The organism is Cognataquiflexum nitidum, assembly GCF_022538055.1.
Lineage (GTDB): Bacteria > Bacteroidota > Bacteroidia > Cytophagales > Cyclobacteriaceae > Cognataquiflexum > Cognataquiflexum nitidum.
Genome location: NZ_JAKZAM010000007.1, coordinates 155,940 through 171,656, shown reverse-complemented (window position 1 = coordinate 171,656; position 15,717 = coordinate 155,940). Strand labels below are relative to the sequence as shown.

The window sequence follows — 15,717 nt, the reverse complement described above, 5'->3', positions numbered from 1 at the left end:
AATGATCCAGGCTTTTGGCCGAAATAATGAAAATTGTGAATTAAGGCCTCCGCCAAAAACAGGGATGTTCAAAATCCAATCCTAAAACACTTACTGTTATCCTCCTTCTCTAGAAGCTGGATTTATTATTTCTCGCAAAGACATTGAGGAAAAAAAGAATTAAAAATGCTGAATGAATAATGGTTTGGGAAGTACTATCATCGCCGCGAAAAATGATCCTGGAGGGATCAAATAATAATAACCCCGAGTAATCCCGATAGGGAGCAACTCGGGGTTAGAAACGAAAACAATGATCCAGGCTTTTGGCCGAAATAATGAAAATTGTGAATTAAGGCCTCCGCCAAAAACAGGGATGTTCAAAATCCAATCCTTAAACACTTCCTGTTATCCTGCTTCTCCAGAAGCTGGATTTAATTCTCTTGCAAAGACGCCAAGTCACAAAAAAAGAAGCAAACTTCTGGGGTACAGCTATGCTTTCCTGCTTCCTGTTATCCTGCTTCTCCAGAAGCTGGATTTAATTGTCTCTCAAAGACGCAGAGGAAAAAGAAGGGAATTAAAAATGCTGAATGAATAATGGTTTGGGAAGTACTCTCATCATCCGAAGATATGATCCTGAAGAGATCAAATAATTAAAAATGCTGAATGAATAATGGTTTGGGAAGTACTCTCATCATCCGGAGATATGATCCTGGAGGGATCAAATAATAATAACCCCGAGTAAGGAACGCAACTCGGGGTTAGAACCGAAAACAGCGATTCAGGTTTTTGGCCGAAATAATGAAAATTGTGAATTAAGGCCTCCGCCAAAAACAGGGATGTTCAAAATCCAATCCTTAAACACTTCCTGTTATCCTGCTTTTCCGAAGGCCGGATTTAATTCTCTCTCAAAGACATTGAGGAAAAAAAAGAATTAAAAATGCTGAATGAATAATGGTTTGGAAGGCACTTCCTGTTATCCTGCTTCTCCAGAAGCTGGATTTATTATTTCTCGCAAAGACATTGAGGAAAAAAAAGAATTAAAAATGCTGAATGAATAATGGTTTGGGAAGTACTCTCATCGGCGCGAGAAATGATCCTGGAGGGATCAAATAATAATAACCCCGAGTAACCTGTTATCCTGCTTCTCCAGAAGCTGGATTTAATTGTCTCTCAAAGACGCAGAGGAAAAAGAAGGGAATTAAAAATGCTGAATGAATAATGGTTTGGAAGGCACTACCTGTTATTCTTCTTCTCCAAAAGCTGGATTTAATTCTCTAGCAAAGACATTGAGGAAAAAAAGAATTAAAAATGCTGAATGAATAATAGTTTGGGAAGTACTCTCATCATCCGGGGATATGATCCTAGAGGGATCAAATAATAATAACCCCGAGTAATCCCGATAGGGAGCAACTCGGGGTTAGAAACGAAAACAATGATCCAGGCTTTTGGCCGAAATAATGAAAATTGTGAATTAAGGCCTCCGCCAAAAACAGGGATGTTCAAAATCCTTTGCGCACCATTACGAAACCTTGTTTTCCTTTGAGGAAAAAAATTCACCTCGCGCAGAGACGCAGAGAAAAAGGATTTAAGAATGATAATGTTTGTGAAGACACAAACATTGGCGGCGGCGACCGACCACGTAGTGGTCAAATAATAATAACCCCGAGTAAGGAACGCAACTCGGGGTTAGAAACGAAAACAGCGATTCAGGTTTTTGGCCGAAATAATGGAAATTTTGAATTAAGGTCTCCGCCAAAAACAGGGATGTTCAAAATCCTTTGCGCACCATTACGAAACCTTGTTTTCCTTTGAGGAAAAAAATTCACCTCGCGCAGAGACGCAGAGAAAAAGGATTTAAGAATGATAATGTTTGTGAAGACACAAACATTGGCGGCGGCGACCGACCACGTAGTGGTCAAATAATAATAACCCCGAGTAAGGAACGCAACTCGGGGTTAGAAACGAAAACCATGATCCAGGCTTTTGGCCGAAATAATGAAAATTGTGAATTAAGGCCTCCGCCAAAAACAGGGATGTTCAAAATCCAATCCTAAAACACTTCCTGTTATCCTGCTTCTCCAGTAGCCGGAGGAATTATTCCCCGCACTTATCCTGCTTCTCTAGAAGCTTTATCGTTAAAATTTCTAGTTGTCAGAAGCCAATTTTATTCAGCTAAAAATAAAATCCACGGCCAACTCAGCATGCAGCTGGGTCGTGGAAATCAAGGGAAAATCCGTTTCCTCCTGCTTGATCAGCAGCGGCAATTCGGTGCAACCCATGATCATTCCTTCTGCTCCTTTTTCTTGGAGAAGTCTCATTTGTTCCAAATAGAAAGTCTTTGCCTCATCGGTAAACTTTCCAAGTGTCAACTCCTTGGAGACGTAATAATGCGATTTGTCCAAGAATACGGCGTCAGGAATGATAGTATCAATGTCAAAATGGGTTTTGAGGTATTTGGGAATGAAATCACCTGTCATCGTCGGTTTGTTTCCCAACAGACCAAGCGTTTTCAAGCCCTGTTTTTGGGCGCTTTTGCCAATCGCATCTGCGATGTGGAGAATCGGGATATTGATCTTTGGCTGTACAAAATCATAAACCATGTGAGGGGTATTCGCACAGATGATGATTCCTTCTGCTCCGCCTGCCTCCAGCTTCTGGGCAATCTGCAGGTAAGTTTTGTTGATCAAGTCTTTGTCCTGTTCTCGCATCAGTTGGATGTTTTGACTATAAATCAACATAAGCGGGTTTTGGTCGTGCCCCATTCTTTCACCGGCAAGTTCATTGATCAATTTGTAGTATTCTATGGTGGAGTGCCAGGAAGTCCCTCCAATCAGTCCGAGAAGTTTCATGATGGGAAAGTAAGTTTTTTGTAAGTGAGGCTCTGTGAGGAAAGGTACATTTGGATTTAATTCTCTCGCAAAGACGCCAAGGCTCAAAAGAAAAAAGAGCACTGATCTTTTTATATCTTGAACTTTGTGCTGCCTATACAAGCACGGAGACACGATGGATGGCTAGCAAAAAGTCAATTAAAACTTGATCAATACGTATTTATAAAATATATTAGTACGTATTAAATAGAAATGTGATGGATGCCAAATTGACACTCAAATTAAATAAAGATGTGATTGATAAAGCAAAAGAATATGCCTCATCACAAAACAGAAGTCTCTCACGGATGATAGAATCCTATCTTAAATCTTTGGTAGAGAAGGAAAATCCAACTTCAGAGGAGGATTCCGATATATCCCCTTTTGTAAAAAGTATGAGGACGGGCGTTAAAATCCCGGCAGATTATGATTACAAAAAGTCCTATGGTGATTACCTATCTGAGAAATACAAATGAAAGATAAGGTGTTTCTAGACACCAAGGTGGTTGTCGATTTGTTGGGCGAACGAGAACCATATTATGACGCTGCAGCCAAGATCGCAACTTTGGCAGACAAAGGAAAAATCGAGATTTTCGTCTCGGCCTCAACATATTCAACTGTTTACCATTTGCTCTCCAGATTTGAGAACAAGACTCAGGTAAAGGAGAAAATACGAAAGTTTAAATTAATTGCACAAACATGCGACCTCACTGATAATATCATAGATAAGGGTCTCTCATCAAATTTCAATGATTTTGAAGATGCCCTTCAGTATTATTGTGCTTTAAAAATGGACTGCAAAATAATGATTACCCGAAATGGGAAAGACTTCAAAGAGTCAGAAATTCCTGTTCTGAGTCCCGACGAATATTTAAAAATTCTCTAAATTTTTGTGGATATCCTTTTTCGGCTTTAAGTAAATAATGATCTCTCAAAGACGCTGAGACGCAAATAAAAATACCAACCAAACCTTTTTCCCATCCTAAAATCCCACCCCAAAAACACTTCTTTAATTTTTTCCTTTAGGCACCTCACCTCCAAATCAAATTTTTCTCCTACCTTTGAATCCCATAAGAATCCAAACAATATTCTCCATCCTACCCTTCTTATGGGCTCAACCACCAAATATATCTTTATCACCGGAGGTGTTACCTCCTCCCTCGGGAAAGGCATTATCGCTGCTTCTTTGGCCAAACTCTTGCAGGCTAGGGGCTTTAGCGCTACGATCCAAAAATTCGATCCTTACCTCAATATCGATCCGGGAACACTCAACCCCTATGAGCACGGCGAATGTTATGTCACCGAAGACGGGGCAGAAACGGATCTTGATTTGGGTCATTATGAGCGGTTTTTGAACACACCGACCTCACAGGCCAATAACATAACTACGGGAAGAATCTACAACAACGTCATCACCAAAGAGAGAAAAGGAGAATATTTGGGAAAAACTGTTCAGGTTATCCCCCATATCACTGATGAGATCAAAAGGAACTTTTTCAAACTTGGCGAGGAAGGCAAATACGATGTTGTCATCACCGAAATCGGTGGCTGCGTGGGTGACATCGAATCATTACCCTTCATCGAAGCGGTAAGACAGGCCAAATGGGATATCGGCTCAAACAATATCCTTGTTGTCCATCTGACATTGATCCCCTACTTGGCGGCTGCCAAAGAACTTAAAACCAAACCCACCCAACATTCAGTAAAGCAACTTTTGGAAGCAGGTATTCAGCCTGATATTTTGGTCTGCAGGACAGAACACCACCTTCCTCTGGAGGTGAAAAAGAAATTGGCGCTGTTTTGCAACGTGCAACTGAACTGTGTCATCGAGGCCATGGATGCGGAGACCATCTATGATGTTCCTTTGCTGATGAAAAAGGAAAAGCTCGACGAAAGGGTCATGAGCAAATTGAAGCTTACATCCAAAGTAAATACTGATTTGGAACAGTGGAAAGACTTTTTGGGAAGGTTAAAAAACCCGACCCAAGAAGTGAACATCGGACTGATCGGCAAATATGTTTCCCTTCCCGACGCCTATAAATCAATTATTGAGGCCTTTGTACATGCAGGCGCTGCTTGTGAATGCAAAGTCAACCTGACCTTAATTTCTTCCGAAGAATTGATCCCTGAAAATGTTGCAAAAAAACTTGAACACCTTGACGGAATTCTTGTGGCACCGGGATTTGGAGAAAGAGGGCTTGAAGGAAAGATAGAAACTGTTAAATTTGCCCGAGAAAACAACCTTCCTTTCTTTGGGATTTGTCTGGGCATGCAGGTTGCAGTGATCGAATTTGCCAGAAATGTACTCGGACTCAAAGGTGCAAACAGTACAGAAATGGACCCAAAAACGCCACATCCGGTTATTGACCTGATGGCTGACCAAAAGAATATTGAGATGAAGGGCGGCACCATGAGGTTGGGATCTTACCCTTGCGAACTCCGAAAAGGAAGTAAGGCTGCCCAAGCATATGGCAAATCCAAGATCAAGGAAAGACACAGGCATAGGTATGAGTTTAACAACAAATACCTCTCTGAAATGGAAAAAAATGGAATGATTCCTTCAGGAATTAATCCTGAAAGCCAATTGGTGGAAATAGTCGAACTTAAAAACCATCCTTGGTTTTTGGGAACCCAGTTTCACCCAGAATATAAAAGTACTGTTTTGAATCCCCACCCGTTGTTTGTGAAATTCGTAACAGCTACTATTGACAACAAAAAATCAAATATTTGAATACCAGCCTCATTCCAGTGATGGGTAACAGAAAGTAAAAAGGAGATTCTCCTCGATACTTTCTGTTACCTTTACTTTTCAGAAGGCATTTAAAGTAACAATATGGACAGAAACCAAGCGGCAGGCTTAATCTTATTTGCAGCAGTATTGCTGATTTATTCGATTTTCTTTGCTCCCACTCCCGAACCACTCCCGGAAGAATCAAACATTGTGACACAGGCTATTCCCCAAGAATCTGTGGAAGAAGACACAATTTCACAAGAAATAATCCAACCTGACAGTATTCAGGATCTGATCGCACAGCGTCAGTTTGGGGTTTTTGCTCCCATGACAAAAGGGATTCAAGAGGAAGTTACTCTTGAAAATGATCAGATTACGGTTACTTTTTCTACCAAAGGTGCCGAAATCACCAAAGTGGAATTGAAAGAATTCAAAACATGGGATCAGAGACCATTGATTTTATTGGATAATGAAAGTTCGGATTTAAGCTACTCCATTCAGACGGACAAAGGTCTTTTGAGCTTAAATGAATTTTATTTCAATCCTACTCTTTCTTCGACAGAGGTAGAAGGCACCCCAGTGTCCATCATTACCTTTATCGCCAAAGCAGGTAGCAGTTCCATCACCAGAACATATTCCCTAGCTCAAGGAGGATTTGTCTTGGAAAAAAACCTTGAATTTACAGGACTATCAAATAGTCTGAAAGATACCACTGTACAGATCAACTGGGATGATAAGTTGATCCGTCAGGAGCAGGACATTGAAGAGTCAAGAAGAAAAACAAATATCAATTTCTTTACCTCAGGCGGAAGCCATGACTACCTCAGTGCTACTTCTGAGGAGGCAAATGAGGAGGTAACGGAGTCTTTGAAATGGGTAAGTTTCAGCCAAAGGTTTTTTACCACCGGTATCATAGCGGCAAATAATTTTAATTCTGCCAAGCTCAATCAGCAGACGCCCCAAGACACCCTCTCTATTAAAAATGTACAGGTAGGTTTATCCCTTCCTTTGGTCGACAATAAAGCAGGATTGAGTTATTATTTTGGCCCCAACAGGTACAATACCCTAAAAACCATCACTCCGGGATTTGAGAATAATGTTGACATGGGGTATTTCTTTGTAAGCTGGGTCAATAAGTATATCATAGTGAATCTTTTTCAATTCCTTGAAAAATACTTCTCCAATTACGGAATCATCATCATTATCATCGTATTGATCATCAAGATTGCCCTGACTCCGCTGACCTATAAGTCATATATCGGTATGGCAAAGATGAGGGTAATCAAACCTGAAATCGACGAGCTCAAGGCAAAATATCCTGACGATCCTACCAAAATGCAGCAGGAACAGATGAAGCTTTTTGGGCAATTGGGTGTGAGTCCGATTTCGGGTTGTCTTCCCCTGGTATTCCAGATGCCATTTCTGTTTGCGATGTTCTTTTTCTTTCCAAATGCCATCGAACTTCGTCAGCAATCTTTCCTTTGGGCACATGACCTTTCTACCTACGATTCCATTTTGAGGTTACCGTTTACGATACCTTTTTATGGATCCCACGTAAGTTTGTTTACGATATTGATGACTGTATCACAGATAGCCTATACGCACTTCAACAACCAACTGACGGCACAGACCGGACCGATGAAGAACCTCGGATATATCATGCCGGTGGTATTTATGTTTGTTCTGAACTCCTTCCCTGCGGCGTTAAGTTTCTATTATTTTGTTTCCAACATGGTAACATTTGGACAACAGGCTTTGATCAAGCTGTTTGTAGATGATAGCAAAATCAGAGAAAAAATCGAAGAGAATAAAATTAAGAATGTAAACAAGAAAAAGTCAAAATTTCAGCAAAAGCTCGAGGATGCCATGAAGGCAGCAGATGCCAATAAGAAAACAAAATAAAAATAGGGATCCAATAGGGTCCCTATTTTTTTGAAGCATTGCATGTTAACCCTCAGACTATTAACAAAATCCCGAAAGGACTGTGGATAACAATTCGTTTCATCCAAAAATTTAAATGATATATTTGTAAATAGAGCCAATAAAATCATTCTCGCGACTATGATCGACCTGACCTATTTTGGACATTCTTCCTACCTTGTAAAAATCGGCGGAACAAAAATTCTCTTTGACCCCTTCATTAGCCCTAATCCAAAAGCATCAAAAGTCGACCTTGGATCAATTGAAGCGGATTATGTTTTCATCAGCCATGGCCATGAGGACCATGTGGCAGATGCGGAAGCCATCACCAAGGCAAACGAAGCTGTATTGGTTTCAAACTATGAGATTGCCGTTTGGTTTGCCCAAAAGGGTGTGGAAAAATACCATCCTATGAATATCGGAGGAAGTAAGGTATTTGATTTTGGCAAGGTAAAATATGTAAATGCAATACACAGCAGCACTTTGCCTGACGGTGCCTCCGGCGGAAATCCGGGTGGATTTGTGATAAGTCACCAAAATGGCTGCTTTTATTATGCCGGAGATACTGCCCTGACCTATGACATGAAACTGATCGGGGAAGAATTTAAAATTGACTTTGCAATACTACCAATTGGTGACAATTTTACGATGGATATTCGGGATGCCATCAAAGCAGCAGAATTTGTCGGCACAAAAAAAATTGTAGGAATGCATTACAATACCTTCCCTTACATTGAAATAGATTTGGAAGCTGCAAAAAAAGCAGTTTCAGAAGCAGGAAAAGAATTGATTTTGCTTAATATTGGTGACAGTATTACCCTCTGAAATATTTATGGGAAAAGTTATCGCAATTGCTAACCAAAAAGGGGGCGTAGGAAAAACAACTACTGCCATGAATCTGGCAGCAAGTCTCGCAGTCTTGGAATTTAAGACTTTGGTCATTGATGCGGATCCGCAGGCAAATACCACTTCAGGTCTTGGTCACGATCCAAAAGAAATAGATACAAGTATATATGAGTGTATGGTAGACGGGATTGACATCCACACCATTATCCTCAAAACTGAAATAGAAAATCTTGAATTGGTTCCTTCCCACATCGACTTGGTCGGTGCCGAAGTCGAGATGATCAATCTTGAAAACAGGGAGGAGAAGATGAAATCTGTCATCCACCTTGTCAAAGACAAATATGATTTTGTGATCATCGACTGTTCCCCTTCCCTGGGATTGATTACGATCAACGCCCTGACAGCCGCCAATTCTGTAATTATCCCTGTTCAGTGCGAATACTTTGCATTGGAAGGCTTGGGTAAATTGCTCAACACCATCAAAATCATACAGACTAGGCTTAATCCCGATCTTGAAATCGAAGGAATCCTTCTGACCATGTACGACGTAAGGCTAAGGCTTTCCAATCAGGTGGTAGAAGAGGTGAGGATGCATTTCAAAAACCTTGTTTTTGACACCATAATCCCAAGAAATGTCCGACTAAGCGAATCCCCAAGCTTTGGATTGCCTGTGATCGCCTTTGATGCAGAAGGTAAAGGTGCCGTTGCTTACCTTAACCTTGCCCACGAAATCGCAGTTAAAAACGACAAGGAGAAAGTGAATTGACCGAACAAATACTATGACTGATAAAAAACCTACACCAAAGAAAAGCGCGCTGGGAAAAGGATTGGGAGCTTTGCTGCAGGACTCTCCTCAAAAAAACAAAAGTGAATCCCTCATGCCTTCTTATCCCACAGCTGGAATTTTTGAAATTTCTCTGGGTGAAATTCAGGTAAACCCCTACCAGCCAAGGACGCACTTTGATAAGGATGCTCTACAGGAACTCGCTGATTCCATATTGATCCAAGGTATAATCCAACCCATTACCGTCAGGAAACTGGATGAAAATGAATACCAGCTGATATCGGGTGAAAGGAGATTTCAAGCTTCAAAAATCGCAGGTCTGAAAAAAATCCCGGCTTATGTCCGAACTGCCAATGACCAGCAAATGCTGGAAATGGCCTTGATAGAAAATATCCAGCGAGAAAATCTCAACTCCCTTGAAATAGCACATTCCTACCAAAGACTCTTGGCAGAATGTAACCTTAAGCAGGAAGAACTCGGTGAACGTGTCGGCAAAAACAGAACTACTGTCAATAATTACCTGAGATTACTAAAATTGCCGCCGGACATTCAGGCAGGATTGAGAGATAATAAAATTTCCATGGGCCATGCTAGGGCACTTATCAATGTGGAAGATATTGATAAGCAACTTGCTATTTTTAAAAAAGCCATTCAAGAAGAACTTAGCGTCCGCCAGGTGGAAGCTTTGGTGAAATCAATAAATGGGGAACAGGAAGAAAAGGAAAATAAAAAAGGATCTTCCTTGGACCCTGTAAGGAAGTATGAAATCAGTAAGATTCAGCAAAGGCTTGCAAGTCATTTTGGCACCAAAGTAAATCTGAAGTCGGATGCAAAAAACAAGGGAGAGATAAAAATCCCCTTTCATTCTTCTGAAGACCTAAACAGAATCCTAGAAATTTTGGAGATTATTTGAATCTTGGAAAAGGGTACCACAAACTGGCTTTTGAGTAAAATATCCAAAGCAATGATAAGCCTAATTATCATTGCTGTTTTTGTTTTATTGCCACTAAGTGAAGGTTTTGCTCAAGAACAAGTATCTGTACCGGATACAATCAAGGTTGATTACTCAAATCCTGCTATAAAAAATCCAAAAACCGCCACTCTCCTTTCAGCAATCCTACCAGGTGCGGGGCAAGTTTATAATGGTAAACCTTGGAAAGTACCAATTATCTACGGAGGTTTTGCGGCAAATATTTATTTTATAGATTTCAACAACCGAAGGTACGAGCTTTTCAAGGAGGCCCTCGCCATATTCGACGAAAACCCGAGAGACCCAACGCAACCATTTCCAAGCTTAAACAGAGACGGATTGGTCAGGAATGTAAACTTTTGGAAAAGAAACCGTGATTTGAATTACTTCTTGTTTATTGGTATTTATGCACTCAATATCATAGATGCAAATGTAGACGCACATTTATCCGCTTTTGATGTCAGTGATGACCTCACTTTCAGGTTTGAACCGAGTTATGAAACCCTGAGTGCCGGAGGTGGTAATATTATGGGGCTATCTTTAAAAATTAATTTCTGAGCAATCATGAATATACTTCTATTGGGTTATGGAAAAATGGGGAAAATCATAGGAGAAATCGCCGAATCCCGTGGCCACCAAATATTAGGAAAAATCAATATTGACAACCGGCAAGACTTGGATATACAAGATGTCTCTCAAATTGATGTGGCCATTGAATTCAGTACCCCTGAGGCCGCTTTGGAAAATATCAGTTGGGCAATCGAACGAGGGATACCTGTAGTCTCGGGCACTACAGGATGGCTCGATAAAAAACCAATGGTCGAACAATTGACCCTACAATACAATTCGGCCTTTTTCTACGCCTCTAATTACAGTATCGGCGTAAATATTTTCTTTAAACTAAACCGATACTTGGCCTCTCTGATGAAAGACCAGCCGGAATATAAAATCAGTATGGAAGAAATACACCATACAGAAAAAAAAGATGCTCCAAGCGGTACTGCCATCACGCTTGCTGAGGGAATAATTCAAGAAATCCCTCGGGTAGAAAATTGGACACTTGCCGGAAAAATGGACGAAAATGAACAATATTTACCCATAACCTCCAAGCGGATAGACCCTGCTCCCGGAACCCATATTGTGAGATATCAGTCTGATATTGACGATATTGAAATCACACATACCGCCCATAGCCGCAAAGGTTTTGCACTTGGTGCGGTTTTGGTGGCGGAATGGATAAAAAATAAAAAAGGTGTATTATCAATGGACGAATTCCTATCTTTCTGAAATTTTAAACTATAATGACTGAAGAAAAAAAGAAAAAATCTGCAGCGCGTGAATGGGCAGATGCACTGGTCTTTGCAGTAATTGCTGCAAGCTTAATTCGTTGGCTACTTCTTGAGCCATTTACTATTCCCACCGCATCTATGGAGAAATCCCTGCTCGTAGGCGATTTTCTTTTTGTGAGCAAAATGCACTATGGGACAAGGATTCCGAGGACACCTCTTCAGGTTCCTTTGACCCACCAAAAAATATGGGGTACAGACGCCAAATCATACGTCGATTGGATCGAATTACCTTATTTCAGGCTTCCGGGATTTTCTGATGTGGAAAGAAACGATGTGGTAGTCTTTAACTACCCTTCTGAATTTGAATATCCGGTAGATCTCAAAACAAACTATATCAAAAGGGCAATTGCTGTCCCTGGAGATGTGCTGGAAATCAGAAAAACACAGGTCTATGTGAATGGCGAACTCGGTGCAAATCCTGAAAAAATGCAGTTTTCATACGATGTGATGTCGGATAGGAACCTTACTCCTGAATTTTTTGATGAGTATGGTATCAATCAGGACAGTTTCATGCCCTTCTCAAATGGCTCGGGCTACATGGTCATGGCCACTGCTGAATCCATTGAAAGACTGAAAAGCTCGCCTGCCGTCGGTACCATCACCATGAGACAGGATAGGGAAGAATATGGAGATCCAAGAATTTTTCCTGATGGGGTTTATTTTGGCTGGAACAAAGACAACTGGGGACCCTTAGAAATACCAGGAGAGGGTTGGACGATCGAGATGACAAAAGAAAACATTGCCAAATATTCCTATACCATCGAAAAGTTTGAAGGACACAAGGATGTCAAAATTCAGGACAATGAACTGTATATCGATGGCCAAAAAGTCACTTCTTATACTTTTAAGCAGAATTATTATTTCATGATGGGTGACAATAGACACGATTCTCTCGATTCGAGGTATTGGGGATTTGTACCTGAAGACCATATTGTAGGTAAAGCCTGGTTCCTGTGGCTATCCCTTGACAAGCATAAGTCGATGTTCAATAAGATACGCTGGAGTAGATTCCTCAACGGAATTGACTAAAAACTAAAAGCCGGGATTTGAATCCCGGCTTTTGTGTTTATAGCTTCTTCCCTTTTCAATATCACTTATTCTTAAGACAATTTTTTCTTTATGGCACCCATATCCGCTTTTTTGATCACCTCGTTATTAACCACCAAAACAGGGGCAGATTTGCAAAAGTCCATACACTTGGTTTTGATAATTTTGTACTTTCCTTTGTGGTCTTCAGACCTCACAAGTTCTTTTAGCTCGTGTTGAAGTTTTTTACAACCTTCCTTTTTACAATCTGATCCATTACATACGAAAATAAATTTACGGTAGATAGCCATCTATTCTGATTTTAAGAGGATGGTAAAGTTACGCGTTTTTGGGTTTGACGGTTTTATATTGGTATAATTAGCCGTGAATCCACTGCATCAAAAGTCCACTGAGGTATGCGCCGTACGTCCCCAAGGCATAGCCCAATACAGCCATCAAAACCCCTACAGGCGCCAATGAAGGATTGAAGGCTGAGGCAACAATGGGTGCCGAAGCGGCACCTCCGATATTGGCTTGGGAGCCGACTGCTACATAAAAGAAAGGCGCTTTGATCAGGAAGGCTACCAAAAGCATGATCAAAATATGGAAAAGTATCCAAATGATACCAATCAAAAACAAAACAGGATTGTCAAATATGGCCATCAAATCCATTTGCATACCTATGGTAGCCACCAAAACATAAAGAAGCACAGAACCCAACCTAGAAGCACCTGCACCTTCAAGTTCACGGGCTTTGGTAAAAGACATCAACAAACCTCCTGTGGTAGCTATTACCACTATCCAAAAGAAAGTAGAGTCTAAGGAATACTGACTCAACTGTGGATAATTTTCACCAATAAAGGGAGCCACAATGTCCGCAATCCAATGGGAAAAACCTGTAATGGCAAACCCAATGCCCAATATCAGCATGGTATCCGATAAAGTGGGAATCTTCAAAATTCCGGCCCTATATTTTTCCACCTTTAGTTGCAGCTCCAATATCGCCGAACTGTCAGCTTTGAATATGCTGTCAATTTTTCCAGGCTTGGCTGCCCAGAAAAGCAATACTGCCATCCAAAGGTTAGCAACCAAAACATCTACTGCAATCATCTGACTGAAGAGAGATGGGCTTGCTCCAAAAACTTCTAACATCGCTGTCTGATTGGCACCTCCACCAATCCAACTCCCTGCTATAGTAGACAATCCTCTCCATACTTGATCAGGTCCCACACCACTTAATATATCAGGATAAATGGAAGATACCACCAACAACGCAAAAGGTCCACCCAATACAATCCCTATAGTCCCAGCCACAAACATGACCAAGGCCTTGGGGCCTAGTTTTAAGATTCCTTTGAAATCAATACTTAAAGTCAACAACACCAATGATGCCGGGAGCAAATACCTCGAAGCCACTTTATACAGGCCTGAAGATTCTCCTGAAATTACCCCGAATGAATTGAAAAGTGCAGGAATGAAATAACACAAAAGTACAGAGGGAACTATCCTGTAAAACTTGACCCAAAAAGGTGATTTACTAGAGGAGGTTGAAAAGACCAAAGCTAGAATGGTCATCAACAATCCAAAAACAACGGCATCATTACTGATAAGGGGACTACTTTCTTGCATGCTGGTTAAATGTTAGACGTACAACAATACCACAATTAGAAGAAACTTCAAAACCTGGAATTTTCCCACAAATAGGTGAATTCGCCGAGCATCATGGCCGTGGCCCCCCACACTACTTCATTTTCGATATCAAAATATGGGGCTTCAAAACTCAGTCCGGAACTCCCCTTTACCTGGGTCAGTTTTCTGATATCCTTGTCCAATAAAACAGGAAAAGGGCAGCTGATGATTTTTTGCACCTCCGTGGGATCAGGTTTAAAATCCGGTTTTTGGGAAATAAAGCCAATAAAGGGTGAAACCAAAAAATTACTTGGAGGTATGTAAACATCGCTCAATTTGCCAAGCAAAGTCACTTTTTCTGCATAAACCCCGATTTCCTCCTCAGCTTCCCGCAGCGCGGTGACGCTCAAATCTTCATCCTCAGGCTCCCACTTTCCTCCCGGAAAGGCTATCTGACCACTATGGACTCCAGGATATTCAGGTCTTTTTATAAAAGGAATAAAACTGCTGTTGGAGTCAGGATAAAAAAGCATGAGAACAGCACCCTTCCGGTGATCATCCCTGATTGAAAATCTCTTTTCGTCCACGGAGTCAGGCAACATAGTGAGGTGACCAAGTCTACCCGGCAAAGGATCCTGGAGTAGCTTTTCTAATTTTCGTACAACTTTAATTAGCTCCATTTGAAAAATCGATGTTTTGGAGCTTTTTGATCAAATATCCAGTCTTGGGGTATTTGTCGGTATGCAATGGATGCTTAAATGTCAGATATATCTGTTCATTGGGGATGATAATCCAAATTTTAGGAGTAATGCCTCCCTCCTCTTCAAAAAAACCTGCCACCATCAAATGATTAGGACTCAACCAGATGGCTTCCTCAAAACCACCCGACGGCCCCATAAACATCAACCTCTCCCTCATTCCGTTTGATTTAAAATAAATCACCTCAGAATCAGGGTTGAATGAAACATCGGCTTCTTCAGGTCTCACTACTTTATAGCTGTAGATATCCACTACCCCGTATCCCTCCGGATTAGGGACGATATATTTATATAGTGGATGACCTTGTTGGATGAAATTTTCCTCAGGCCATTCTAAGATTTCGTATGGAATTTCCCTGCTAAACTCAAATCCAGAAACATCAAAACTTGGCTCTTGACTTTTCCAATAACCAGACCAATTATTCAGCTGCTGAAGTCCTGAAGCTAGAAATTGATTGAGCTCTTCTTCTTTGGATTTTGATGTATCAAAAACAGTTTCTTCTGTTTTTTCCTTTTGAAAACTACAGGAACCTAACAAAACCAAGAAGCCAAACAAAAATAAGGGGAAGTGGAATTTGGAGATCCGGTGCATCATTGATAGGATAAAGAATACGAATGAAACACAAAAACCCCAAAAATCAAAAAAGGTCCGAACATCGTCCCGACCTTTTTTATCTCTCAAACCTATTAAACCTATTGTAGATATTCAATGTATGAATAACGTGCTCGAAAGGTAAATAATGTTTTTATATTGTCCAAACAATCGATTGCGAAAATTTTATTTTGTGCCCCTCAAAATCTTAAAACAAGTTATTTGCCAGTATTTTGTCACCTATCTACCATCGCCGCCAACTGTTG

Annotated in this window: 16 protein-coding genes; 11 read left to right on the top strand and 5 right to left on the bottom strand. The window is 40.8% G+C overall.

Annotated features, from left to right (window positions below; all coding sequences use genetic code 11):
* The first annotated feature begins 352 nt into the window (after window positions 1–352).
* On the top strand, window positions 353–574 hold the full coding sequence (locus MMU07_RS06895) for a hypothetical protein (protein ID WP_241125118.1): 222 nt from the start codon (window positions 353–355) through the stop codon (window positions 572–574).
* Window positions 575–2,147: 1,573 nt separating this feature from the next.
* Here the strand turns inward: MMU07_RS06895 and MMU07_RS06890 are convergent.
* Window positions 2,148–2,828, bottom strand: a complete 681-nt coding sequence (locus tag MMU07_RS06890) for an aspartate/glutamate racemase family protein (RefSeq protein ID WP_241125117.1) — start codon at window positions 2,826–2,828, stop codon at window positions 2,148–2,150.
* Between the two features lie 236 nt (window positions 2,829–3,064).
* Between MMU07_RS06890 and MMU07_RS06885 the strand changes: the two genes are divergently transcribed.
* The 10 genes from MMU07_RS06885 to lepB all read left to right on the top strand — a co-directional run bounded on the left by MMU07_RS06885 (window position 3,065) and on the right by lepB (window position 12,475).
* Window positions 3,065–3,322, top strand: a complete 258-nt coding sequence (locus MMU07_RS06885; protein WP_241125116.1) for a DUF6364 family protein — start codon at window positions 3,065–3,067, stop codon at window positions 3,320–3,322.
* Window positions 3,319–3,732: a type II toxin-antitoxin system VapC family toxin gene (locus MMU07_RS06880; protein ID WP_241125115.1), complete on the top strand. Its 414-nt coding sequence runs from the start codon at window positions 3,319–3,321 to the stop codon at window positions 3,730–3,732. The genes MMU07_RS06885 and MMU07_RS06880 overlap by 4 nt, the downstream gene beginning before the upstream one ends.
* Before the next feature lie 222 nt (window positions 3,733–3,954).
* Window positions 3,955–5,577 carry a CTP synthase gene (locus MMU07_RS06875; protein ID WP_241125114.1) on the top strand — a complete coding sequence of 541 codons (1,623 nt, stop codon included), beginning with the start codon at window positions 3,955–3,957 and terminating at the stop codon, window positions 5,575–5,577.
* Between the two features lie 102 nt (window positions 5,578–5,679).
* Complete coding sequence (gene yidC / locus MMU07_RS06870; RefSeq protein ID WP_241125113.1) at window positions 5,680–7,479, top strand: membrane protein insertase YidC; 1,800 nt, start codon at window positions 5,680–5,682, stop codon at window positions 7,477–7,479.
* Window positions 7,480–7,638: 159 nt separating this feature from the next.
* Window positions 7,639–8,322: a metal-dependent hydrolase gene (locus tag MMU07_RS06865; RefSeq protein WP_241125112.1), complete on the top strand. Its 684-nt coding sequence runs from the start codon at window positions 7,639–7,641 to the stop codon at window positions 8,320–8,322.
* A 7-nt stretch (window positions 8,323–8,329) separates the two neighbouring features.
* Window positions 8,330–9,109, top strand: coding sequence for a ParA family protein (locus tag MMU07_RS06860; protein ID WP_241125111.1), 780 nt, complete (start codon window positions 8,330–8,332; stop codon window positions 9,107–9,109).
* A gap of 13 nt (window positions 9,110–9,122) precedes the next feature.
* Window positions 9,123–10,040 carry a ParB/RepB/Spo0J family partition protein gene (locus MMU07_RS06855; protein ID WP_241125110.1) on the top strand — a complete coding sequence of 306 codons (918 nt, stop codon included), beginning with the start codon at window positions 9,123–9,125 and terminating at the stop codon, window positions 10,038–10,040.
* 51 nt (window positions 10,041–10,091) lie between these two features.
* On the top strand, window positions 10,092–10,655 hold the full coding sequence (locus MMU07_RS06850; protein ID WP_241125109.1) for a DUF5683 domain-containing protein: 564 nt from the start codon (window positions 10,092–10,094) through the stop codon (window positions 10,653–10,655).
* A gap of 6 nt (window positions 10,656–10,661) precedes the next feature.
* Window positions 10,662–11,384: a 4-hydroxy-tetrahydrodipicolinate reductase gene (dapB, locus tag MMU07_RS06845; protein ID WP_241125108.1), complete on the top strand. Its 723-nt coding sequence runs from the start codon at window positions 10,662–10,664 to the stop codon at window positions 11,382–11,384.
* 14 nt (window positions 11,385–11,398) lie between these two features.
* Window positions 11,399–12,475 carry a signal peptidase I gene (lepB, locus tag MMU07_RS06840; RefSeq protein WP_241125107.1) on the top strand — a complete coding sequence of 359 codons (1,077 nt, stop codon included), beginning with the start codon at window positions 11,399–11,401 and terminating at the stop codon, window positions 12,473–12,475.
* A 71-nt stretch (window positions 12,476–12,546) separates the two neighbouring features.
* Here the strand turns inward: lepB and MMU07_RS06835 are convergent, their stop codons facing one another.
* The 4 genes from MMU07_RS06835 to MMU07_RS06820 all read right to left on the bottom strand — a co-directional run bounded on the left by MMU07_RS06835 (window position 12,547) and on the right by MMU07_RS06820 (window position 15,454).
* Window positions 12,547–12,783 (bottom strand): NAD(P)H-dependent oxidoreductase subunit E, encoded by a 237-nt coding sequence (locus MMU07_RS06835; RefSeq protein ID WP_241125106.1) that lies wholly within the window; start codon window positions 12,781–12,783, stop codon window positions 12,547–12,549.
* A 67-nt stretch (window positions 12,784–12,850) separates the two neighbouring features.
* Window positions 12,851–14,101, bottom strand: coding sequence for a DUF819 family protein (locus MMU07_RS06830; RefSeq protein WP_241125105.1), 1,251 nt, complete (start codon window positions 14,099–14,101; stop codon window positions 12,851–12,853).
* A 47-nt stretch (window positions 14,102–14,148) separates the two neighbouring features.
* Complete coding sequence (locus tag MMU07_RS06825; RefSeq protein ID WP_241125104.1) at window positions 14,149–14,781, bottom strand: NUDIX hydrolase; 633 nt, start codon at window positions 14,779–14,781, stop codon at window positions 14,149–14,151.
* The gene (locus MMU07_RS06820; RefSeq protein ID WP_241125103.1) at window positions 14,768–15,454 is read right to left on the bottom strand and encodes a bifunctional isocitrate dehydrogenase kinase/phosphatase; all 687 of its coding nucleotides are present in this window, start codon (window positions 15,452–15,454) and stop codon (window positions 14,768–14,770) included. The genes MMU07_RS06825 and MMU07_RS06820 overlap by 14 nt, the downstream gene beginning before the upstream one ends.
* Between the last annotated feature and the right edge of the window lie 263 nt (window positions 15,455–15,717).